The sequence below is a fragment of the Pseudoflavonifractor sp. SW1122 genome, from assembly GCF_012027765.1.
GTDB lineage: Bacteria > Bacillota > Clostridia > Oscillospirales > Oscillospiraceae > Enterenecus > Enterenecus faecium.
In genome coordinates this window covers 41542-59721 of the sequence record NZ_SJOS01000001.1, presented here as the reverse complement: position 1 = coordinate 59721, position 18180 = coordinate 41542, and the positions used below count along the sequence as shown (strand labels likewise).

At 56.4% G+C, this 18180-nt stretch carries 18 protein-coding genes and 1 pseudogene; 13 read left to right on the top strand and 6 right to left on the bottom strand.

What is annotated here, in order from left to right:
* The first annotated feature begins 1 nt into the window (after nucleotide 1).
* From E0L15_RS00265 to E0L15_RS00250, 4 genes and pseudogenes are all read left to right on the top strand, one after another.
* Nucleotides 2-703 (top strand): DUF1287 domain-containing protein, encoded by a 702-nt coding sequence (locus tag E0L15_RS00265; RefSeq protein ID WP_243155324.1) that lies wholly within the window; start codon nucleotides 2-4, stop codon nucleotides 701-703.
* 15 nt (nucleotides 704-718) lie between these two features.
* Complete coding sequence (locus tag E0L15_RS00260; protein ID WP_168124127.1) at nucleotides 719-1387, top strand: hypothetical protein; 669 nt, start codon at nucleotides 719-721, stop codon at nucleotides 1385-1387.
* 189 nt (nucleotides 1388-1576) lie between these two features.
* Nucleotides 1577-2119, top strand: coding sequence for a hypothetical protein (locus E0L15_RS00255; RefSeq protein ID WP_168124126.1), 543 nt, complete (start codon nucleotides 1577-1579; stop codon nucleotides 2117-2119).
* A 19-nt stretch (nucleotides 2120-2138) separates the two neighbouring features.
* Nucleotides 2139-2564 (top strand): annotated as a pseudogene (locus tag E0L15_RS00250) (manganese catalase family protein); the annotation flags it as partial.
* Nucleotides 2565-2621: 57 nt separating this feature from the next.
* Here E0L15_RS00250 and E0L15_RS00245 read toward each other — a convergent pair.
* Entirely contained in the window at nucleotides 2622-2987 is a 366-nt protein-coding gene (locus E0L15_RS00245; RefSeq protein ID WP_168124125.1) for a VOC family protein, read from the bottom strand.
* Between the two features lie 134 nt (nucleotides 2988-3121).
* Between E0L15_RS00245 and E0L15_RS00240 the strand changes: the two genes are divergently transcribed.
* The 3 genes from E0L15_RS00240 (at nucleotide 3122) to E0L15_RS00230 (ending at nucleotide 6538) form a co-directional block, all read left to right on the top strand.
* A complete protein-coding gene (locus E0L15_RS00240) occupies nucleotides 3122-3796 on the top strand; it encodes a Crp/Fnr family transcriptional regulator (protein WP_168124124.1) in 675 nt (224 codons plus the stop codon).
* A 90-nt stretch (nucleotides 3797-3886) separates the two neighbouring features.
* Nucleotides 3887-5866: a YgiQ family radical SAM protein gene (locus E0L15_RS00235; protein ID WP_168124123.1), complete on the top strand. Its 1980-nt coding sequence runs from the start codon at nucleotides 3887-3889 to the stop codon at nucleotides 5864-5866.
* A 12-nt stretch (nucleotides 5867-5878) separates the two neighbouring features.
* Entirely contained in the window at nucleotides 5879-6538 is a 660-nt protein-coding gene (locus E0L15_RS00230) for a Crp/Fnr family transcriptional regulator (RefSeq protein WP_168124122.1), read from the top strand.
* Between the two features lie 36 nt (nucleotides 6539-6574).
* Here E0L15_RS00230 and E0L15_RS00225 read toward each other — a convergent pair whose 3' ends face one another.
* From E0L15_RS00225 to metF, 5 genes are all read right to left on the bottom strand, one after another.
* Complete coding sequence (locus tag E0L15_RS00225; RefSeq protein ID WP_168124121.1) at nucleotides 6575-7153, bottom strand: 4Fe-4S binding protein; 579 nt, start codon at nucleotides 7151-7153, stop codon at nucleotides 6575-6577.
* Nucleotides 7150-7353, bottom strand: coding sequence for a 4Fe-4S binding protein (locus E0L15_RS00220; protein ID WP_168124120.1), 204 nt, complete (start codon nucleotides 7351-7353; stop codon nucleotides 7150-7152). Before E0L15_RS00220 ends, E0L15_RS00225 begins: the two co-directional genes overlap by 4 nt.
* A 66-nt stretch (nucleotides 7354-7419) precedes the next feature.
* The gene (locus E0L15_RS00215) at nucleotides 7420-9822 is read right to left on the bottom strand and encodes a homocysteine S-methyltransferase family protein (protein ID WP_168124119.1); all 2403 of its coding nucleotides are present in this window, start codon (nucleotides 9820-9822) and stop codon (nucleotides 7420-7422) included.
* A complete protein-coding gene (locus E0L15_RS00210) occupies nucleotides 9809-10489 on the bottom strand; it encodes a methionine synthase (protein WP_168124118.1) in 681 nt (226 codons plus the stop codon). Before E0L15_RS00210 ends, E0L15_RS00215 begins: the two co-directional genes overlap by 14 nt.
* Nucleotides 10486-11355: a methylenetetrahydrofolate reductase [NAD(P)H] gene (gene metF / locus E0L15_RS00205; RefSeq protein WP_087230080.1), complete on the bottom strand. Its 870-nt coding sequence runs from the start codon at nucleotides 11353-11355 to the stop codon at nucleotides 10486-10488. Before metF ends, E0L15_RS00210 begins: the two co-directional genes overlap by 4 nt.
* Nucleotides 11356-11751: 396 nt before the next feature.
* Between metF and E0L15_RS00200 the strand changes: the two genes are divergently transcribed.
* The 6 genes from E0L15_RS00200 (at nucleotide 11752) to E0L15_RS00175 (ending at nucleotide 18051) form a co-directional block, all read left to right on the top strand.
* Nucleotides 11752-13632, top strand: coding sequence for a DUF4914 family protein (locus E0L15_RS00200; RefSeq protein WP_087230083.1), 1881 nt, complete (start codon nucleotides 11752-11754; stop codon nucleotides 13630-13632).
* A 138-nt stretch (nucleotides 13633-13770) separates the two neighbouring features.
* Nucleotides 13771-14508, top strand: coding sequence for a copper homeostasis protein CutC (locus E0L15_RS00195; protein WP_168124117.1), 738 nt, complete (start codon nucleotides 13771-13773; stop codon nucleotides 14506-14508).
* 201 nt (nucleotides 14509-14709) lie between these two features.
* The gene (locus E0L15_RS00190) at nucleotides 14710-15657 is read left to right on the top strand and encodes a PRD domain-containing protein (RefSeq protein WP_087230089.1); all 948 of its coding nucleotides are present in this window, start codon (nucleotides 14710-14712) and stop codon (nucleotides 15655-15657) included.
* Nucleotides 15644-16138, top strand: coding sequence for a PTS glucose transporter subunit IIA (locus tag E0L15_RS00185; RefSeq protein ID WP_087230092.1), 495 nt, complete (start codon nucleotides 15644-15646; stop codon nucleotides 16136-16138). The genes E0L15_RS00190 and E0L15_RS00185 overlap by 14 nt, the downstream gene beginning before the upstream one ends.
* A 33-nt stretch (nucleotides 16139-16171) precedes the next feature.
* Nucleotides 16172-17794, top strand: coding sequence for a phosphoenolpyruvate--protein phosphotransferase (gene ptsP / locus E0L15_RS00180; RefSeq protein WP_168124116.1), 1623 nt, complete (start codon nucleotides 16172-16174; stop codon nucleotides 17792-17794).
* The gene (locus E0L15_RS00175; RefSeq protein WP_087230097.1) at nucleotides 17791-18051 is read left to right on the top strand and encodes an HPr family phosphocarrier protein; all 261 of its coding nucleotides are present in this window, start codon (nucleotides 17791-17793) and stop codon (nucleotides 18049-18051) included. Before ptsP ends, E0L15_RS00175 begins: the two co-directional genes overlap by 4 nt.
* Nucleotides 18052-18180 lie beyond the last annotated feature (129 nt).

The following is an 18180-nucleotide window of genomic DNA, read 5'->3' as shown; positions in this document are numbered from 1 at the left end:
GATGCATAAGAGAAAAACCTGGGTGATGATTCTGGCAAGTGTAGGAGTTTTGGTGTTAGTTCTGGTCTTAGTTCTGCAATATTACGGCATCTTGCCCAAGCGGACCTACTCCTCCCAGCACTTTGGCATTGACGTGGTGTACAGCTCCCAGGACTATAACCACAACGGGGTGGATGACTACACGGATTTTCTGCTGGGAGCCAAGCAAGACGCAGAGAACCACCCCACCTATGACGGCACATACTATGCCGGCGGTTATCCGCCAGAGGACATTGGGGTGTGTACCGATGTGGTTTGGCGGGCGTTTCGGCAGGCGGGCTATTCTCTGCGGGATATGGTGGACCAGGACGTGCGCCAATACCCGGACCGCTATCCAGACATCCAATACCGGGATGCCAACATTGATTTTCGCAGGGTGAAAAATCTATGGGCCTTCTTCCAGACCTACGCCCTGGAGTTGACCTGTGATATCACAGATCTTGACCAGTGGCAGCCTGGTGACATTGTGATCTTCAACGGGGGCAAACACATCGGGGTGGTGTCCGATCTGCGCAACCGCAGCGGCCAGCCCTATATTCTGCACAATGCAGGTCAATTTCGCCGGGAAGAGGATTATCTGGGGCGGTCTCCAGTGGAAGCTCACTTCCGCTTTGATGCCTCCCGTGTGCCCCAAGAGGTCCTGGTGGCCTGGGGCGGTGTGTGAAAGGAGTTTGAAGCTATGAAGAGAAACAAGCATCCGGTTCCACCTCATTCTCCCTTTACCACGCCCTTTTCTCCAACGGCACAGGAGATGGGATTGCGCCTGCGCAGTCTGTTCCAGTGGAAGAAGAAACGGCCTCCCCTGGCGGTGCTGGGCCTAGTGTGTGCTGGAGTGGTGCTCAGCGGCTCTTTGGTCTCCTGTCAAACTGCCACAGTGGATGACCCACCTCCTCTGGCAACGGACTCTGTGCCAGAAGGGACAGAGAAGCCGCAAACTACGGGGATGCCAGAGGAGAGCCAAATGTCACAGACTTCGGAGGTGCCTGACCTCAATTACTTCTTTGGCGGTGGCTGGGGTGATCTTTCCTGGGAGGACCTGCTGAACAGTGGAGCGCGGTTTAATGGAAACAGCCTGTTGAATCCCGATGAGATGGCCCTGGACTATACCATTCTCAACGGAAGTTTCACCCACACCATGCGCTTGCAGTCCGGCGATGTGCTGGATGTGGCGCTTCAGGTGGATGAAGAGACCTTGGGGATCGCCATTGAAGGGAGCGATGGAACCCCGCTCTACCAGAATGACAATCTGGATACCTCCCAATTCCATCTGGAGATTTCTCAAACCGATTCCTATCATGTCACCATCACCGGGAGTCATACCAAGGGAAGCATTCATTTGAAAGTTTGATGGGAAAGGAGAATTGCTATGAAATCGGTTCGACCGACTCCGCCTCGTTCGCCTTTTACCACGGCGTTTTCCCGGACGGCTCGTGAGACGGGAATTCGCATTCTCAACCTGTTTGAGTGGAAGCGGAGACGTCCGCCCACGTTCCTTCTGTTGCTGATATGTGGAGCTGTGTTGTTGTGCGGGTCTCTGGTGTCTTGCCGACCGAATGAGGCTACACATTCTCTGAGCCAGGAGGAGCTGGACTATTTCAATCAGGAGTTCTTCAACGGAAGCACCGGGAACATGCACAATCAATTTCTAACCAGCGAGTATACCTCCCCCGGTGAAATCAATCTATTTGAGCTGTTTTACAACGGGATAGACGGAACGGCTGCCCAGCTCTCTCAGGCGGAGCGGGAGCAACTGAGTGAACTGGAACCCATGACAGAGTACAACGATGTCATCAAGGTGACCAGGCAGGAGATGGACCAGGTGCTGGAGGAAGGTCTGGGCATGGGCCTGACGGATACCCAACAGCAGGGGCTGGAACAGTTCCACTACCTGGAGCAACCGAACGCCTATTATCTGGTGCACGGAGATACCAACTTCCAATGGTGTACCATTACCTCAGGTACCCATATCTCGGACCGTCAGGTACAGTTGCAATACACCAAGGATGACGGTACGGCATGGGAGGTTACCTTGGAGTCCCGGGGGGACAGCTATGTGTTCTGTTCCAATGTGAAAAGATAGGTGTCATTTTGACCCTTCTGTAGGGACAGAGGAACTGGGACATCTGGAGATGATCGGCACCATTGTCCATCAGCTCACCCGAAATCTCACCCAGGAGCAGCTGCGGGAAGGCGGCTTTGCCCCCTACTTCATCGACCACACTGCCAGCGTCTACCCCACGGCCGCCTCTGGTTCCCCCTGGAATGCCGCCGGGATTGGGGTGAAGGGCGATATCATCGCAGACCTCACCGAGGACCTGGCCGCGGAGCAGAAAGCCCGTGTGACCTATGACAACATCCTGCGTATGTCGGATGACCCAGACGTCAACGATGTCATCCGTTTTCTGCGGGAGCGGGAGATCGTCCACTTCCAGCGCTTTGGCGAGGCCATTTACCGGGCCAAGGAGCGGATGGATCAGAAAAATGTCTATCTCACCAACCCCGCCTTCGATCAAAAGAGATCATAAAAGTGAAACTTGGGCCCGTTGCCAGATGCGGCAACGGGCCCAATGATGTTTTTATGTTTACTTTTCGGGGACAATTTCAATCCAGTACCCGTCGGGGTCGGTGATAAAGTAGATGCCCATGTCGGGGTTCTCGTAACAGATGCATCCCATCTCCTGGTGCCGGGCGTGGAGGCCCTCGTAGTCGTCGGTGACAAAGGCCAGGTGGAACTCGCACTCGCCCAGGTTGTAGGGATCGGTGCGGTCTCGCAGCCAAGTCAACTCCAGCTGGAACGGGGTCTTGCCGTCACCCAGATATACCAGTTTAAAAGAACCATCCTCCGGGACGTATTCCCGCACGACCTCCAGGTCCAGGGCATTTTTGTAGAAGGCCAGGCTCTTGTCCAGGTCCAAAACGTTAAAGTTAAAATGCTGAAAATGAATCATAAGGGGTCACTCCTCCAGGTAAAATAGACAAGCCATATTATACCGTCTCCTGTGTCGCCTTGCAATATGGTTGACGGGAGAGGTGATACCCCTTACAATGAATTTAATGATCCGTAGCTCCAGGAGGAATTGCAATGAATTTGACGTTTTTGGCCCAGACTCCCCTCTTTCGTGGGATAGCCCCTCAGGATATCACCGCCATGCTGGGGTGTCTCCACGGCAGGGAGCAGTCCTTTTTCAAGGGGCAGCTGATCTATGGAGCTGGAGAATGTGTCACCGCCATGGGTATGGTGTTGGAGGGCAGCGTCTGCATTCAGCGAGATGACTTCTGGGGCAATACCAGTGTGTTGGACTCGGTGCAGCCGGGGCAAATGTTTGCAGAGACCTACTCCTGCATCCCGGATGAGCCGCTGATGGTCAGTGTGGTGGCGGAAAAGTCGTGCACCGTCCTCTTTTTGGAGACGCCCCACATGCTCCAGGTGTGCAGCAATGGGTGCGGATTCCACCAGAGACTGGTGCAGAACCTACTGTCCATCTCTGCCCAGAAGAATTTGGCCCTCTCTCGGAAAATTGCCTTTACTACCGCCAAGACCATTCGGGGTCGACTTCTGACCTATCTCTCTGCCCAGGCAGCAGAGCACAAGAGCCCTTCTTTCACAATTTCCTTTAATCGTCAGCAGCTGGCAGACTATCTCAATGTGGAGCGTAGTGCCCTGTCCAACGAGCTGAGCAAAATGCAGCGGGATGGCCTGTTGACCGTGGAGGGCAGACAGTTTGTGCTGAAGGTACAGGAGGAAAACCTCCTATAAGACTGGAAATGAAAAACCCATTGCCAGGTGGAATCTTTTCGTATACAATAGAGGGCTGTCAATTGATGCACAAATGAAGGAGGACGCACCATGCGTGACTTTTTGCCAATTTCCAAAGCGGATATGGAGCGGCGAGGCTGGGAACAGTGTGACTTTGTCTACGTCATTGGGGATGCCTATGTGGACCATCCCTCCTTTGGCCATGCCATCATCAGCCGTGTGCTGGAAGCGGCAGGATATAAAGTGGGATTCATCTCCCAGCCTGATTGGAAGAACCCCCAGTCCATTACCGTCCTGGGTCGGCCCCGTCTGGGCTTTTTGGTCACTGGCGGCAACATGGACTCCATGGTCAACCACTACAGCGTGTCCAAAAAGCACCGCAAGATGGATGCCTTTACACCCGGTGGAGTGATTGGGAAGCGGCCCGACTATGCCACGGTGGTGTACTGTAATCTCATCCGTCGGGTGTACAAGGATATCCCCATTCTGATCGGAGGAATTGAGGCCAGCTTGCGCCGCATGGCCCACTACGACTACTGGTCAGACAAGCTCAAGCGCTCCATTTTGCTGGACAGTCAGGCGGATCTGCTCATGTACGGCATGGGTGAACGGTCTGTGGTGGAGGTGGCGGACGCTCTGGACAGCGGCCTGAAACCCCAGGACATCACCTTTGTCAACGGTACGGTGTACCGTGCCACCCAGGTAGACCTGATGATGCCCTATGTGACCCTCCCCTCCTACCAGGAGCTGTGTGAGGATAAGCGTAAGTATGCCCAGAGCTTCTACACCCAATATTGCAACACGGACCCCTTTTCTGGAAAGACGCTGGTGGAGCCTTATGGGCCCAAAGAGTTCGTCATCCAGAACCCCGCCCAGAAGCCCCTGAGTCAGGCGGAGATGGACCGGGTGTATGGTCTGCCTTATATGCGTACCTATCACCCCTCCTATGAGGCCGCTGGCGGTGTGCCTGCCATTGAGGAGGTGCGGTTCAGCCTGGTATCCTGCCGTGGCTGCTTTGGTGGGTGTAGCTTCTGTGCCCTCACCTTCCACCAGGGGCGTATCATCCAGACCCGGAGCCACGAGTCCATCCTGGCAGAGGCCCAGCAGATGGTGTGGGAGCCGGACTTCAAGGGATACATCCATGATGTGGGCGGCCCCACCGCCAACTTCCGTCAGCCCGCCTGTAAAAAGCAGCTGACCAAGGGCGTATGTCCCACCCAGCAATGCCTCTTCCCCAAGCCCTGTAAAAACCTGATTGCGGACCACAGCGACTATCTGGCTCTGCTGCGCAAACTCCGAGCCATCCCCGGGGTAAAAAAGGTGTTCATCCGCTCCGGTATTCGCTTTGACTACTTGTTGGCCGATCAGGATGACACGTTCTTCAAGGAACTGGTGAAGTATCATGTGTCCGGCCAACTGAAGGTGGCTCCCGAGCACATCGCCGACCCGGTGCTGGAGAAGATGGGTAAGCCGCCCCGGGCTGTCTACGACAAGTTCCTGGCCAAGTACAAGCGGCTCAACGAGCAGTGTGGTCTGAAGCAGTACGTGGTACCCTACCTCATGTCCTCCCACCCAGGCTCTACGCTGAAAGAGGCGGTGGCTCTGGCAGAGTATCTGCGGGACTTAGGCTATATGCCCGAGCAGGTTCAGGACTTCTACCCTACCCCCTCTACCCTGTCCACCGCTATGTACTACACGGGACTGGACCCCCGCACCATGAAGCCGGTGTATGTGCCCACTAATCCCCATGAAAAGGCCATGCAGCGGGCGCTCATCCAGTACCGCAACCCCAAAAACTATATGCTGGTCCACGAGGCCCTGGTGAAGGCAGGACGGGAAGATCTGATCGGTTACGACAAACACTGTCTCATCCGGCCCAAGGGTGGTCAGTGGTCCGGGAAGAAACCTGGAGCCTCCAGTCAGCGCCCCAACGCATCCAAGGGCGGAAAGCCCAAGGCCAAGGGGGACACTTCCCGCACCACTGCGCCGAAAGAGCACAAGAAGAAAAAGGCCGGATGGGCAGTGGCCAAGCCCAACAATTCCCGCAAAAAGCGGACCGGAAGAAAATAATCAGGTGAAACCATGAGTATTTCTCAATATTTCCCCATTTGGGACCAACTGACCCCAGCCCAGCAGGACCTGCTCACTGCCTCTGCCTCCAAAGCCCAGGCTACCAAGGGGACCGTGCTCCACAATGGTTCGGCGGACTGCCTGGGGCTACTGTTGGTGTGCAGCGGACAGCTGCGGGCGTACATTCTCTCGGACGAGGGGCGGGAGATCACCTTGTACCGCCTCTTTGAGCGGGATATGTGCCTGTTCTCCGCCTCATGTATGCTGCAAAGCATCCAGTTTGACATTCAGATTGAGGTGGAGAAGGATGCGGAATTCTGGATTATCCCACCGGACGTGTACAAATCCCTCATGGAGCAGTCCTCTGCCGTGGCCAACTACACCAATGAGGTGATGAGTGCTCGGTTCTCTGAGGTCATGTGGCTGATGGAACAGGTGATGTGGAAGAGCTTTGACAAGCGTCTGGCCGACTTTCTCCTCCAGGAGAGCGTGCTGGACGGCACGGACCAGCTGGTCCTCACCCACGAGAAAATTGCAAACCACATGGGGACAGCTCGGGAAGTGGTCACCCGAATGCTTCGGTACTTCCAGTCCGAGGGTCTGGTCTCCCTCTCCCGGGGCGTGGTGAAGATCGAGAATGAAGCAGCCTTGCGACAATTAAGTGAGCGATAAAAAAGCTGCTGCGATTTCCTCGCAGCAGCTTTTTGCTCATTTGTCTCGGTATTTTGCTTGGCAAATCAGCTGTGTCATGGTGCCCATGGGGCAGTAGACACACCAAGAGCGGGGCTTGAAGAGCACCATAGTCACAAGGCCCAGCAGCGTGGAGGTGAGCATGACGCTGTAGAATCCAAAGGCAAACTGGGCCACACCGGGGGAGAATAAGGTGCCGTGGTAGGCCCAGTGCCAAGGCAGCCGGAAGGTCCATAGCAAGGTCACCACCTGGGAGAGATCCTGGGCACCTGCAAACACCAGATAAGTATTCCACAGCATGAGAAAGAACATGGCAAAGAAGAACACCAGAAAGCCGTAACGGAATCCCCGACTCTTCATCCACTTGGGCATATCTCTCCGCCGGGATAGTCCGAACCGGCCTCCCAGCAGACCCAGAAGCTGACCCCGGCCACAGTAACGGTTGCAGTAGCTCTTCTGCCCGGTGGCAACGGCCAAAATCAGAGGGATGAAAAAGCACAGAAGGCCCAGCCAGGCAAAAAGAATGTTGAAAAAGCCTAGGACTAGGTAGAGGGCTGTGGCAATCCACAGATAGTCGTACCAACGCTTTCCCTTCATGCCCCCACCTCCTGAATGGTGATGATAGAGGCCGGGCACTCTTTGGCGCACTTCCCGCACCCCACGCAGCGGGCCGGGTCTACCTTGGCATACAGCCCATGGAATACTTCAATTGCTGACAAGGAACAAACCTTCACACAACAGCCGCAGGCCACACACAGGGCTTGGTCCACCACGGCGTTTCGTTTCACAACACGCATCTGTTTTCCTCCCACGATTTGATACGTGTATCATACTATGTTGGGTGCTTTCGTTCTGTGACCAGATCACATAGCGGTAGAAAACACCCGCTTTGCAATGTCCACGGAGTCTTTGGCGTCTTTGGCATAGAAATCAGCGCCGATTTGAGCGGCATATTCCGGGGTAAGCACGGCTCCCCCCACCATTACCTTGCAGGCCAATCCGGCCTGACGGAGTTGGGCGATGGTCTCTTCCATGTTCTTGACGGTGGTGGTCATTAGGGCGGACAGTCCCACCAGCGGGGCTTGGTGGCGCTGGGCGGCCTCCACTACCTTCTGGGGGTCTACATCCCGGCCCAGGTCCACCACGGTGTAACCGTAGTTCTCCAGCAGTACCTTGACGATGTTTTTGCCGATGTCGTGGATATCCCCCTTCACCGTGGCGATCACGATGGTGCCCCGGTCCACTTGCTCCTGGTCTCCCGTGGTCATGTGCTGGCGGATGACGTCAAAGGCGGCTTGAGCGGCTCCGGCAGACTGGATGAGCTGAGGCAGAAACACCCGGTTTTGCTCGAAGTCTGCCCCTACCTTGTCCAGAGCGGGAATGAGCATCTCATTGACAATGTCCATGGGCTCCCGCTGCTCCAACAGACTGTGGGTGGAAGCGGCGGCTTCTGCTTTTAGCCCAGCCACTACGGCTTCTTCCAGCGTTCGAGTGCCGGAGGTACTGGTGGGAGAAGCGGAAGTCCCGGCTGTGGTGGTGATGGAGGTGGATACGGTGGCGTTGCCGTAGGCGGCGATGAAGTCGGCGGCGTTCTCATCCACTGTGGTCAGCAGATGGTAACAGCGCACGGCTGCCATCATGGCGTCCACGTTGGGGTTGAGAATGGGCAGGTCCAGCCCTGCTGCCATGGCCATGGTGAGAAAGTTCTGGTTGACCAGTCCTCGGGCGGGGAGGCCGAAAGAGATGTTGGACACCCCCAGCACCGTTTTCAGGCCCAGTTCCTCCTTCACCTGCCGGAGGGCCTGGAGCGTCTGCACGGCCCCGTTGGGCTCGGCGGACACCGTGAGGGTGAGACAGTCAATATACACATCCTGTTTGGGAATGCCGTAGGACATGGCTCGGGCCAGAATGTGGCGGGCGATGTCTACCCGCTTCTGGGCGGTCTGGGGAATTCCCTCTTCGTCCAGGGTGAGGCCCACCACAGCGGCGCCGTATTGTTTCACCAGGGGGAGAATTTTGTCGCTGGTGGCGTCTTCCCCGTTCACCGAGTTGACGATGGCCTTGCCGCAGTACACCCGCAGGGCCCGCTCCAGCACGACCGGGTCGGTGGAGTCCAGCTGCAAGGGGGCATCTGTCACCCCTTGAATGGCCTTCACCGCTGCCACCATCATCTCAGCCTCATCAATATCGGGCAAACCCACGTTGACATCCAGAAGATCCGCCCCTGCGTCTACCTGAGCCAGGGCCTGCCCCAGCATATAGTCCACATCGCCCCGGCGGAGCGCTTCTTTCATGAGCCTTTTGCCCGTGGGATTGATGCGCTCACCGATGACGCGCACTCGGTCAATGGGCACCACTTTAGTGGCGCTGCACACCGCTGGAGGCACGTGGCGGGGCACCTGGCGCACCTGGGTTTGGCTGAGCGCCTCCCGTAGCAGCCGGATATACTCCGGTGTGGTGCCGCAGCAGCCGCCGAATACCTGTACCCCCATCTGGGCCAGGGAGGCCAGACTCTGGGCAAACTCCTCCGGGGTGATGTCGTAGCCAGAGCCATCCGGGTGGGGTAGGCCTGCATTGGGCTTGAGCACGATAGGGAGATTGGTCCATGCAATCAGTTCCTCCACCAGGGGAGGCATCTCCCGGGGGCCCAGGGAACAGTTGATGCCGATGGCATCGGCCCCCATTCCCTCCAGGGTCAGAGCGGCGCAGGCGGGGCTGCAACCCAGGAAGGTGCGCCCGGTGGACTCATAGGTCATGGTCACCATGACGGGCAAGGAACTATTCTCTTTCACGGCCAGCAGAGCGGCTCGGGCCTCCTGTAGGTCGGTCATGGTCTCAATGACGGCCAGGTCAGCCCCAGCGGCCACACCGGCCCGTACCACCTGGGCAAATATATCCACTGCCTCTTCAAATTCCAGAGTGCCAGTGGGCTGGAGCAACTGGCCAATGGGGCCGATATCCAACGCCACCAGTCCCCTGCCCTGGGCGGCTTGCTTGGCCAGAGAGACGGCGGCTTGTACGACTTCTTCCACAGTGACCCCGCAATGGGCCAACTTTTCTCGGTTGGCCCCAAAGGTGTTGGCATAGACAATCTGACTGCCTGCGTCCAGATAGGCTGTGTGTATGTCCAGCAGCCACTGGGGGTGTTCCAGGGCAACCAACTCAGGGGTTGCGCCTGTGGGCAGCCCTTTGGCCTGGAGCATGGTGCCCATGGCGCCGTCCAGCAAGATGGGGTGACCGGAGGTGAGTAACTTATTTAGATCCACAGTGACCGCCTGCCTTTCGATATTGACAATGTTCCCCGGCAGGACAGCTCAGACAGCTTCGCTTGGCGTCTGTCACAGGTGTGTGAGACACACCGATGAGAGCAGTGACCGATTTTCGGGGGGTTAAAATGTGGGTGGCGCTGGCGCACAGTCCGATTTTTCGGGGGGCGTCCAGCAGGGCCAGTAGCGGGCCCTGGAGGGACAAGGGCAAATCCCCATACCCGGGGCTATACCGGAAGGGGAAATAGCACCCTGGATACTCTCCGTGAAGGAACGTCTCGATTTCATCGCAGACCTGTTCCACCGCAGCAGTGGCGCAGCAATCCAAAGCTAGGGCCTGGAGCATGTCCCGGCTCTCCGCCTGCCGGATGAGACTGTCTGTCTGCGGGGACAGGGTGGCGCAGAACACTGCCACCTGATGGCAGCCGCTGAGGTGAGTGCGGAGGTCCTGCCCAGGTAGAAGAAGCCCGGTGGACAGGCGCACCCCCTCCTCCTCCAGAGAGATGGAGAAGGTGCGATAGGTCCACCGGGGACGAGCCGTTTTTACAAGTGCCTGGGCGCAGGTCGTTACCGTCTCCACCAGCGCTTGGTCCGCCTGGTGGGCGGGACAGCCCATATACCGCAGAACCTCAGAGATGTCCAGGGACGAAAGCTGTACTTCCATCATACGCTGCGGATGGCGGTGATGCTGTCACTGATCTGACGGGCCACCTGAGGATTGTTCATGGTGTACAGGTGAATCCCGTCCACACCGGCGGCGATCAGGTCAGAGATCTGGTCAATGGCATAGGCGATACCTGCCTCCCGCATGGCCTGGGGGTGATCACCGTAGCGGGCCAGAATACGGGTCAGCTTCCGAGGCAGAGAGGCACCGCACATGGACACCATACGCTGAATGGAGGCCTTGCTCAGCACCGGCATGATACCCGCCTCAATGGGCACTTCAATCCCAGCCAGACGGCACCGCTCCCAGAAGCGGAGGAAATCGTCGTTGTCAAAAAACAATTGGCTGACCAAGTGGGTCACACCGGCATCCACCTTTTGCTTGAGATAGCGGATGTCAGAGACCACGTCGGGGCTCTCCGGGTGTCCCTCTGGATAGCATGCCCCGGAAATACCAAAATCCCCGTGCTGCCGAATCCAGGACACCAGGTCATCAGCGTGGAGAAAGTCCGTGTGAGAGACTGCGTTGGGGTTGTGGTCTCCTCGCAGCGCCAGAATATTCTCCACGCCTCCGGCCTTAAGGGTGTTCATCACCTCTAGAGCACTCTCCTTGGTGCAGCCCACACAGGTCAAATGCGCCATAGCAGTAATGTGGTACTCATTTTCAATCATGCAGGCAATCTCTTGGGTGGAGTGGTTGACGTTACCGCCACCCCCTGCGCCGTAGGTCACACTGATGAAATCAGGGCGAATATCCTTCAATCCATCTAACGTGCGATAGATGCTGTCAATGGGGGAATCCCGCTTGGGCGGGAAGATCTCACAGGAGAATACAGGGCGGCCTTGGCCAAACAATTCTGCAATTTTCATGGGGTACCTCACTCGTTTGCTTTTTTTCGCTAAATAGCTGTATCTTTTGTGAGTATACAGGAAAATGAGGCAAAATGCAAGATGTCTTGGGAAGCGGAGGGAAAATGTTAACAAAGTATGAAATATTAATTTCCTCACAAAAATTCGACCATTTGCGAAAAAGGATATCTGAAACGAGAAAACAGGAAAAATTGTCGTGGTATGGAAGGAGTTTCTAGATAAATGCGGTACAAATCAAATAAGAACGGTTGAAATGAATTAGAAAAAACCGGAAAATGCAAGACAGGAAAAATGATCTTGCAAGAAAAGAGTGGTTGACAAGTCGCCGTCAAGTTTGATACTCTAGGTGTAGTATGTTAAATTTCAAACTATGTCACGGAAAAGAGGTTGCGGTACATGAACGTGTTGTTGGAAGAGTTTGTGCTCCCTCCCGACCTGGAAAAGATACTGGACAACAGCCCCAGTATCATCATTCCCAAGACGGAGGAGATGCTGTACGGCCTGATTTTTGGCAATAACGGAACCAATACCAATCAGGTGGATGTCTGCTACCGGGTCAATGGTGAGCTGGTGAAGGAGGCAGTGGTCTCCCGCTGCAAGAACGGTGCTGCCGTCAACTTCACCGAGGACTATATGCGCCGTCGTGATCCGGACTGTATGCGCATTGGCGATGATCTCCCCACGGATAAGCCCCGCTTTAAGGATGTGTACGGCTACGACTTCGAGAAGTTGAAGATCGAGACCTATAAGTGGCTGGCCCGTCAGGAGCTGATCCTGGTGCCCTTTATGGCGGGCGGCAAGGAGTATGGCTATGAGGCTCTGCTGGTGTGTCCCCGCAATGCGGCTTTCTTTGCCTTTGCTCTGTCTCAGCTCCAGTCCTTTGTCAGTGGCAAGGACATTCACAACTTTAAGCCCCGCGCCATTGTCTATGTCGCTCCCCCCTTCCGCCACACCCACTTCAACGGCAGACAGGTGTGCGTGCACAATCGTCTGGAGGATCGCCATGAGGTGTTCTCTTATAACCTCTATCCCGGCCCCTCCGCCAAGAAGGGGATTTACAGCGTGCTGCTGGATATCGGCGAACAGGAGGGCTGGGTGACTGCCCACGCCTCCGCTGCCCGCATTGTCACCCCTTATGAGAATGAGATGGTGATGATGCACGAGGGCGCTTCTGGCGGCGGCAAGAGCGAGCTGCTTCAGGATGTGCACCGTGTGTCCGATGGCCGTGTGCTGCTGGGTACCAACCTGGAGAACGGCGAGCGGGATTACCTGCACATGAGCGATACCTGTACCATTCACCCCGTCACCGATGATATGGCCATCTGCCACCCCTCCTTCCAGACAGAGAGCGGCAAGCTGGCTCTGTACGACGGTGAGGACGGCTGGTTCCTCCGTGTGGACGGCATCACCGAGTATGGCAGCGATCCCATGTACGAGCGCATCACCATTGAAAGCGAGAAGCCTCTGATGTTCTTCAACATCGACGGTGTTCCCGGTGCTACCTGCTTGGTTTGGGACCACACCATGGACTCCAACGGCAAGCCCTGCCCCAACCCCCGTGTGATTATTCCCCGCACCATGGTGGACAACATTGAGATGTCCCCTGTGGAGGTGGATGTGCGCAGCTTCGGCGTGCGTATGCCTCCCTCCAGCGCCGCCCACCCGGACTACGGCATCATGGGTCTGATGCACATCATCCCCCCCGCTCTGGCTTGGCTGTGGCGTCTGGTGGCCCCCCGTGGCTTTAAGAATCCCAGCATCAGCGGAAACTCTCCCCTGGCCAGTGAAGGCGTAGGCTCCTATTGGCCCTTTGCCACTGGCCGTAAGGTGGTGCAGGCTAACCTGCTGCTGGAGCAGATTCTGAACTCCCCCAACACCAAGTATGTTTTGATTCCCAACCAGCACATCGGTGTGTATCGCATCGGCTTTGCTGCGGAGTGGATTGCCAGAGAGTATCTGGCCCGCCGCGGCGGCGTGAATATGAAAATGGACCGTCTCACCCCCGCCCCCTGCTCCCTGCTGGGCTACTGCATGAAGGAGATGAAGGTGGACGGCCAGGAGATCCGCACCACCTTCCTGCACCCTGAGACCCAGGAGCAGATGGGAATGGAGGGCTACCAGAAGGGTGCCCAGATTCTCTACGACTTCTTCGCCAAAGAGCTGGAAGCCTTTGACGTGGAAGAGCTCCACCCCGTGGGCAAGGAAATCCTGGAGTGCTTCAAGAAGCACGGCACCATCGAAGACTACTGCGCAATTACTCCCCTCGGCCTGAAATGAGAACCAGCACCCTCAGCTTTCCGGCAACAGAAAGCTGAGGGTGTTATTTTGCGCCCACTTGAAAAGAATACCACTTGTGCTCCGCGCAATTTTTGTTTATGATATATAAAAGCATTCTACCGATGACAGGAGGCGGTCATGATGACTTTGGAAATCTGTGTCGACAGCGTGGAATCGGCCCGTGCTGCAGCGGCGGGTGGCGCCACCCGACTGGAGCTGTGCGGCAATTTGATCATTGGCGGGACCAGTCCCAGCCCCTATCTCATTGAGGCAGTACAGAAGTTGGATGTGCCAGTGCGTGTGTTGCTTCGCCCTCGCTTCGGCGATTTCCTGTACACCCCCTCCGAACAGGAGATCCTGTACAAAGAGGTGGAGTTGTGCCGCTCTCTTGGTGTAGACGGCGTGGTGATTGGTGCGCTGTGTCCGGATGGGACCTTGGATGTCCCCTTCCTCTCTTCCCTGGTTGAGGCCGCCGGACCTCTGGGGAAAACGCTGCACCGGGCATTCGATGTGTGCGCCGATGCCCAGCAGGGCCTGGAGGCGGCGATCACTCTGGGCTTTGACACCATCCTTACCTCCGGTCAGGCGGCCACAGCTCTGGAGGGAGTGGAGACTTTGGCCCAGCTGCAACAGCAGGCGGACGGGCGGATTACCCTGTTGGCAGGCAGCGGCGTGAGCCCGGAGAACATTCCTGTTATCCGGGAGCGCACAGGAATTTCCGCGTTCCATATGTCGGGAAAACGCACGGTGGAGGGCGGTATGCGGTTCCGCCGGGAGGGAGTTCCTATGGGATTGCCCTTTGCCAGTGAATATGAGCGATTTTACACAGATGAGGGCTTAGTACGCAGCGCTTATGCAGCACTAACCCAAAAATGACTCAAAATGCAAAGGTAAATATCAACAAAAATTTCAGTGAAATTTTGTGAATGAGTCCGGTCTTATCTCTTTTGTCTAAAATACTATTGACAAATCCAAGCTTATTTTATAATATTTATCCAGTAGCTTGGATTGTTACCGCATAGGCGGGCAAAACCGGGACTCACCTTGACGAAATTACAGAGCTGATGTGTCTGGGCGGTGCCCAATTCTCTGTTACGGGTGAGGCCTGGTTTTTCTCTTTTTTCGTCCTTTCGATTTCCGTTCAGAGGAGGAATTACGGTGGTATTCCATGTGCTTAAAACGATCAATAATAACATTGTTAGCTGCTTAGACGAGAACAAACAGGAACACATCGTCATGGGACGCGGACTTGGGTTTGGTGTCAAGCAGGGCGCGGTGATTGATCAGGAGCGCGTGGAAAAGGTGTTCAGCATCTCCAATCCCGCCAATCTGGAACAGTTGAAGGACCTGCTGGCCCGCTGTCCCCAGCCTCAGGTAGAGTTTTGTACAGAGCTGATTCAATACGCCACTCAGGTGCTGGATCATCCCCTCAACGAGGGAATTTATCTGACGCTGTGCGACCACATCTGCTTTGCCATCCGCCGGGCGGAATCCGGTATGGGGTTTACCAATGCCCTGCATACGGAAGTCCGTCTGTTTTATCCCCAGGAGTACAACATCGGCTGTCACGCTTTGACGGAGATTCAGCGTCGTTTCAATGTGACGCTTCCCCAGGATGAGGCGGCCTCCATCGCCCTACACCTGGTCAACGCTGAGCATGAGATGTCTCTGGGTATTACCTTAAAGGTTACCCAGGCGCTGGGCCAGATGCTGCACACGCTGGAGTCCAATGACAAGTTCCATTTGGATCGAACCACCATCTATTATGATGAGTTGGTCATTCATCTGAAGTTCTTGGCATTGGACCTCTATTCCCCCCGGGATACTCTCCCGGCAGACGAGCAGTTCTCTGACCTGATTATGCAGGCATTCCCGCAGGACTATCATCTGGCGGAAATCCTCACCAAGGAGCTGGAAACAGCCTGCGGGAAAGAATTATCCAAGGAACAGAAAGCCTATCTGGCTGTTCACTTACACCGCATCAATAAAGGAAAAGAAGGAGTGAAGGAACATGGGACTATTTGACAAATTGCTGGGCAAGTCTTCGCATGCAGACGATCTGGTGATCTACGCCCCGATGGACGGAGAGGCCGTTCCGGTCAGCCAGGTCAACGATCCTACGTTCAGCGAGGAGATCTTGGGCAAGGGCATCGCCATCCGCCCCACTGGCACTCAGGTGGTTGCTCCCTGTGACGCCACCGTGGAGATGATGTTTGACACCGGCCACGCTGTGAGCCTCCAGGCTGACAACGGTGCTGAGGTGCTCATCCACGTGGGACTGGACACCGTGAACCTGAAGGGTGCCCACTACACCGTTCACGCCGCCAACGGCGACAAGGTGAAGAAGGGTCAGCTGCTTATCACCTTTGACCGTGAGGCCATCAAGGCGGACGGTTACGACACCATCACCCCCATGGTGATCTGCAATTCCGATAACTTTTCCACTGTGGAAGGACACACTGGCCCCGTGAAGGCTGGCGATGTGCTGCTCACTCTGAAAAAGTAAAAAAAGAAATCAGATAAATTTAGGAGGCACATTATGATACGAGGTTCGGGATTGCCGGTTTGCTCCGGCGTGGCCATTGGCCCAGCTTATCTCTATCGCAAGGGGCAGGCCACCCTGCCCGTCTCCTGCGGCGACCCCGCCGTGGAGCAGCAGAAGTTTGACAAAGCCAAGGAGGTTGCTCTTTCTCAGCTGCAGCACCTGGTGGATCAGGCCACCAAGGAGCTGGGCGAGGAGCAGGCCATGATTCTGGATGTCCAGATGATGATGCTGGACGATCTGGACTATCTGGAGAGCATTCAGGCCAAGATCCAGAACGGCCTGGGCGCCGCTCAGGCTGTCAAGCAGACTGGTGAAGAGTTTGCCATGGACTTTGCTTCCATGGACGACTCCTACATGCAGGCCCGTGCTACGGACGTGCGCGACGTGTCCACCCGTGTGGTCAACATCCTGTGCGGCGGCAGCTCTGGTTTTGAGATGGATCGGCCCGGCATTCTGATTGCCGAGGACCTGACTCCCTCTGAGACCGTTCAGCTGCCCAAGGACAAGATCCTGGCTTTTGTCACTCAGCACGGTTCCGCCAACAGCCATACCGCTATTTTGGCCCGCATCATGGGTATCCCCTCCCTGGTGAAGGCTGACATCGCCATGGATGACTCCCTGAGCGGTCAGATGATGGTGGTGGACTGCATCGAGGGCAACTATTACATCCAGCCCGACGATGAGACGCTCAAGGCCATGACCGAGAAGCGCGAGACCGTGATTCGCCACCAGCAGGAGCTGGAGGCCTACCGTGGTAAGCCCTCCGTGACCCGTAATGGTCAGAAGATCAAGCTGTACGCCAACATCGGTAACCCCTCCGACGTGGAGCACGTCATCAAGGGCGACGCCGAGGGCGTGGGCCTGCTGCGCAGTGAGTTCCTCTATCTGGGCCGCGAGGACTATCCCACTGAGGATGATCTGTACCAGGCCTACCGCAAGGTGGTTGAGGGCCTGCAGGGCCGTCCCTGCGTCATCCGTACTCTGGATATTGGTGCGGATAAACAGGCTGACTACTTCAACCTGGACGCCGAGGAGAACCCCGCTCTGGGTCTGCGCGGCATCCGTATCTGCATCCGCCGTCCCGAGGTGTTCCGTACCCAGATGCGCGCCATCTACCGCGCCAGCGCTCACGGCCCCGTCAGCGTCATGTTCCCCATGATCGCCTCTGTCTGGGAAGTCAAGCGTGTGCGTGAGATGTGCGACGCCTTCCGCAAGGAGCTGGAGGAGCAGGGCATTCCTGTGGGCGAAGTGGAGCACGGCATTATGATCGAGACCCCCGCCGCCGCCGTCATCAGCGACGAGCTGGCCAAGGTGGTTGACTTCTTCAGCATTGGCACCAATGACCTGACCCAGTACACCCTGGCTGTGGACCGTCAGAACCCCTCTCTGGAGGAGTTTGGCGATACCCATCACCCCGCCATCATGCGTCTGCTGCGGATGATTGCCGAGAACGCCCACAAGGCTGGCATCTGGTGCGGCATCTGCGGCGAGCTGGGTGCCGATCCGTCTTTGACCGAGACATTCCTGGATATGGGCTACGACGAACTGTCCGTCTCCCCCACCCGGGTGTTGGAACTGAGAAAGAAAGTTTGTGAAAGTGAGGGAAAACCCCAATGACTACCTTTACCTATGTGATTCAAGATCCCCTGGGCATCCACGCCCGTCCCGCCGGCCAGCTGGCTAAGACTGCCGCTACCTTCGCCGACTGTGACATCAAGGTTTCCGCCAACGGTCAGACCGCCGATGCCAAGCGCATCATGGGCCTGATGAAGCTGGGCGCCAAGCAGGGCCACACCCTGACCATCACCTGCGAGGGTGGTGACGAGGCCGCCGCTGCTGCCGGCATGGAGGCCTTCCTGAAGGAGAACCTGTAAGCGGATTTCTCCTGCATCTTAATTCGCATACTCCTGCATTCTTTTTGGGTGTAAAATAGGTGGCCGTTGTGGGCAGCGGCCACCTAAAATAAGGGTCAGCGGATGCTGACCCATACATCTATTGAGGGA

What these genes read in the sequence shown, in the direction of transcription:
- E0L15_RS00265 (WP_243155324.1), top strand. Translation starts at nt 2, where the DNA reads ATGCATAAGAGAAAAACCTGGGTGATGATTCTGGCAAGTGTAGGAGTT.
- ptsP (WP_168124116.1), top strand. Translation starts at nt 16,172, where the DNA reads ATGATACGAGGTTCGGGATTGCCGGTTTGCTCCGGCGTGGCCATTGGC.
- E0L15_RS00210 (WP_168124118.1), bottom strand. Translation starts at nt 10,489, where the DNA reads ATGATGGAAGTACAGCTTTCGTCCCTGGACATCTCTGAGGTTCTGCGG.
- metF (WP_087230080.1), bottom strand. Translation starts at nt 11,355, where the DNA reads ATGAAAATTGCAGAATTGTTTGGCCAAGGCCGCCCTGTATTCTCCTGT.
- E0L15_RS00240 (WP_168124124.1), top strand. Translation starts at nt 3,122, where the DNA reads ATGAATTTGACGTTTTTGGCCCAGACTCCCCTCTTTCGTGGGATAGCC.
- E0L15_RS00220 (WP_168124120.1), bottom strand. Translation starts at nt 7,353, where the DNA reads ATGCGTGTTGTGAAACGAAACGCCGTGGTGGACCAAGCCCTGTGTGTG.
- E0L15_RS00230 (WP_168124122.1), top strand. Translation starts at nt 5,879, where the DNA reads ATGAGTATTTCTCAATATTTCCCCATTTGGGACCAACTGACCCCAGCC.
- E0L15_RS00200 (WP_087230083.1), top strand. Translation starts at nt 11,752, where the DNA reads ATGAACGTGTTGTTGGAAGAGTTTGTGCTCCCTCCCGACCTGGAAAAG.
- E0L15_RS00175 (WP_087230097.1), top strand. Translation starts at nt 17,791, where the DNA reads ATGACTACCTTTACCTATGTGATTCAAGATCCCCTGGGCATCCACGCC.
- E0L15_RS00225 (WP_168124121.1), bottom strand. Translation starts at nt 7,153, where the DNA reads ATGAAGGGAAAGCGTTGGTACGACTATCTGTGGATTGCCACAGCCCTC.
- E0L15_RS00195 (WP_168124117.1), top strand. Translation starts at nt 13,771, where the DNA reads ATGATGACTTTGGAAATCTGTGTCGACAGCGTGGAATCGGCCCGTGCT.
- E0L15_RS00260 (WP_168124127.1), top strand. Translation starts at nt 719, where the DNA reads ATGAAGAGAAACAAGCATCCGGTTCCACCTCATTCTCCCTTTACCACG.
- E0L15_RS00245 (WP_168124125.1), bottom strand. Translation starts at nt 2,987, where the DNA reads ATGATTCATTTTCAGCATTTTAACTTTAACGTTTTGGACCTGGACAAG.
- E0L15_RS00185 (WP_087230092.1), top strand. Translation starts at nt 15,644, where the DNA reads ATGGGACTATTTGACAAATTGCTGGGCAAGTCTTCGCATGCAGACGAT.
- E0L15_RS00235 (WP_168124123.1), top strand. Translation starts at nt 3,887, where the DNA reads ATGCGTGACTTTTTGCCAATTTCCAAAGCGGATATGGAGCGGCGAGGC.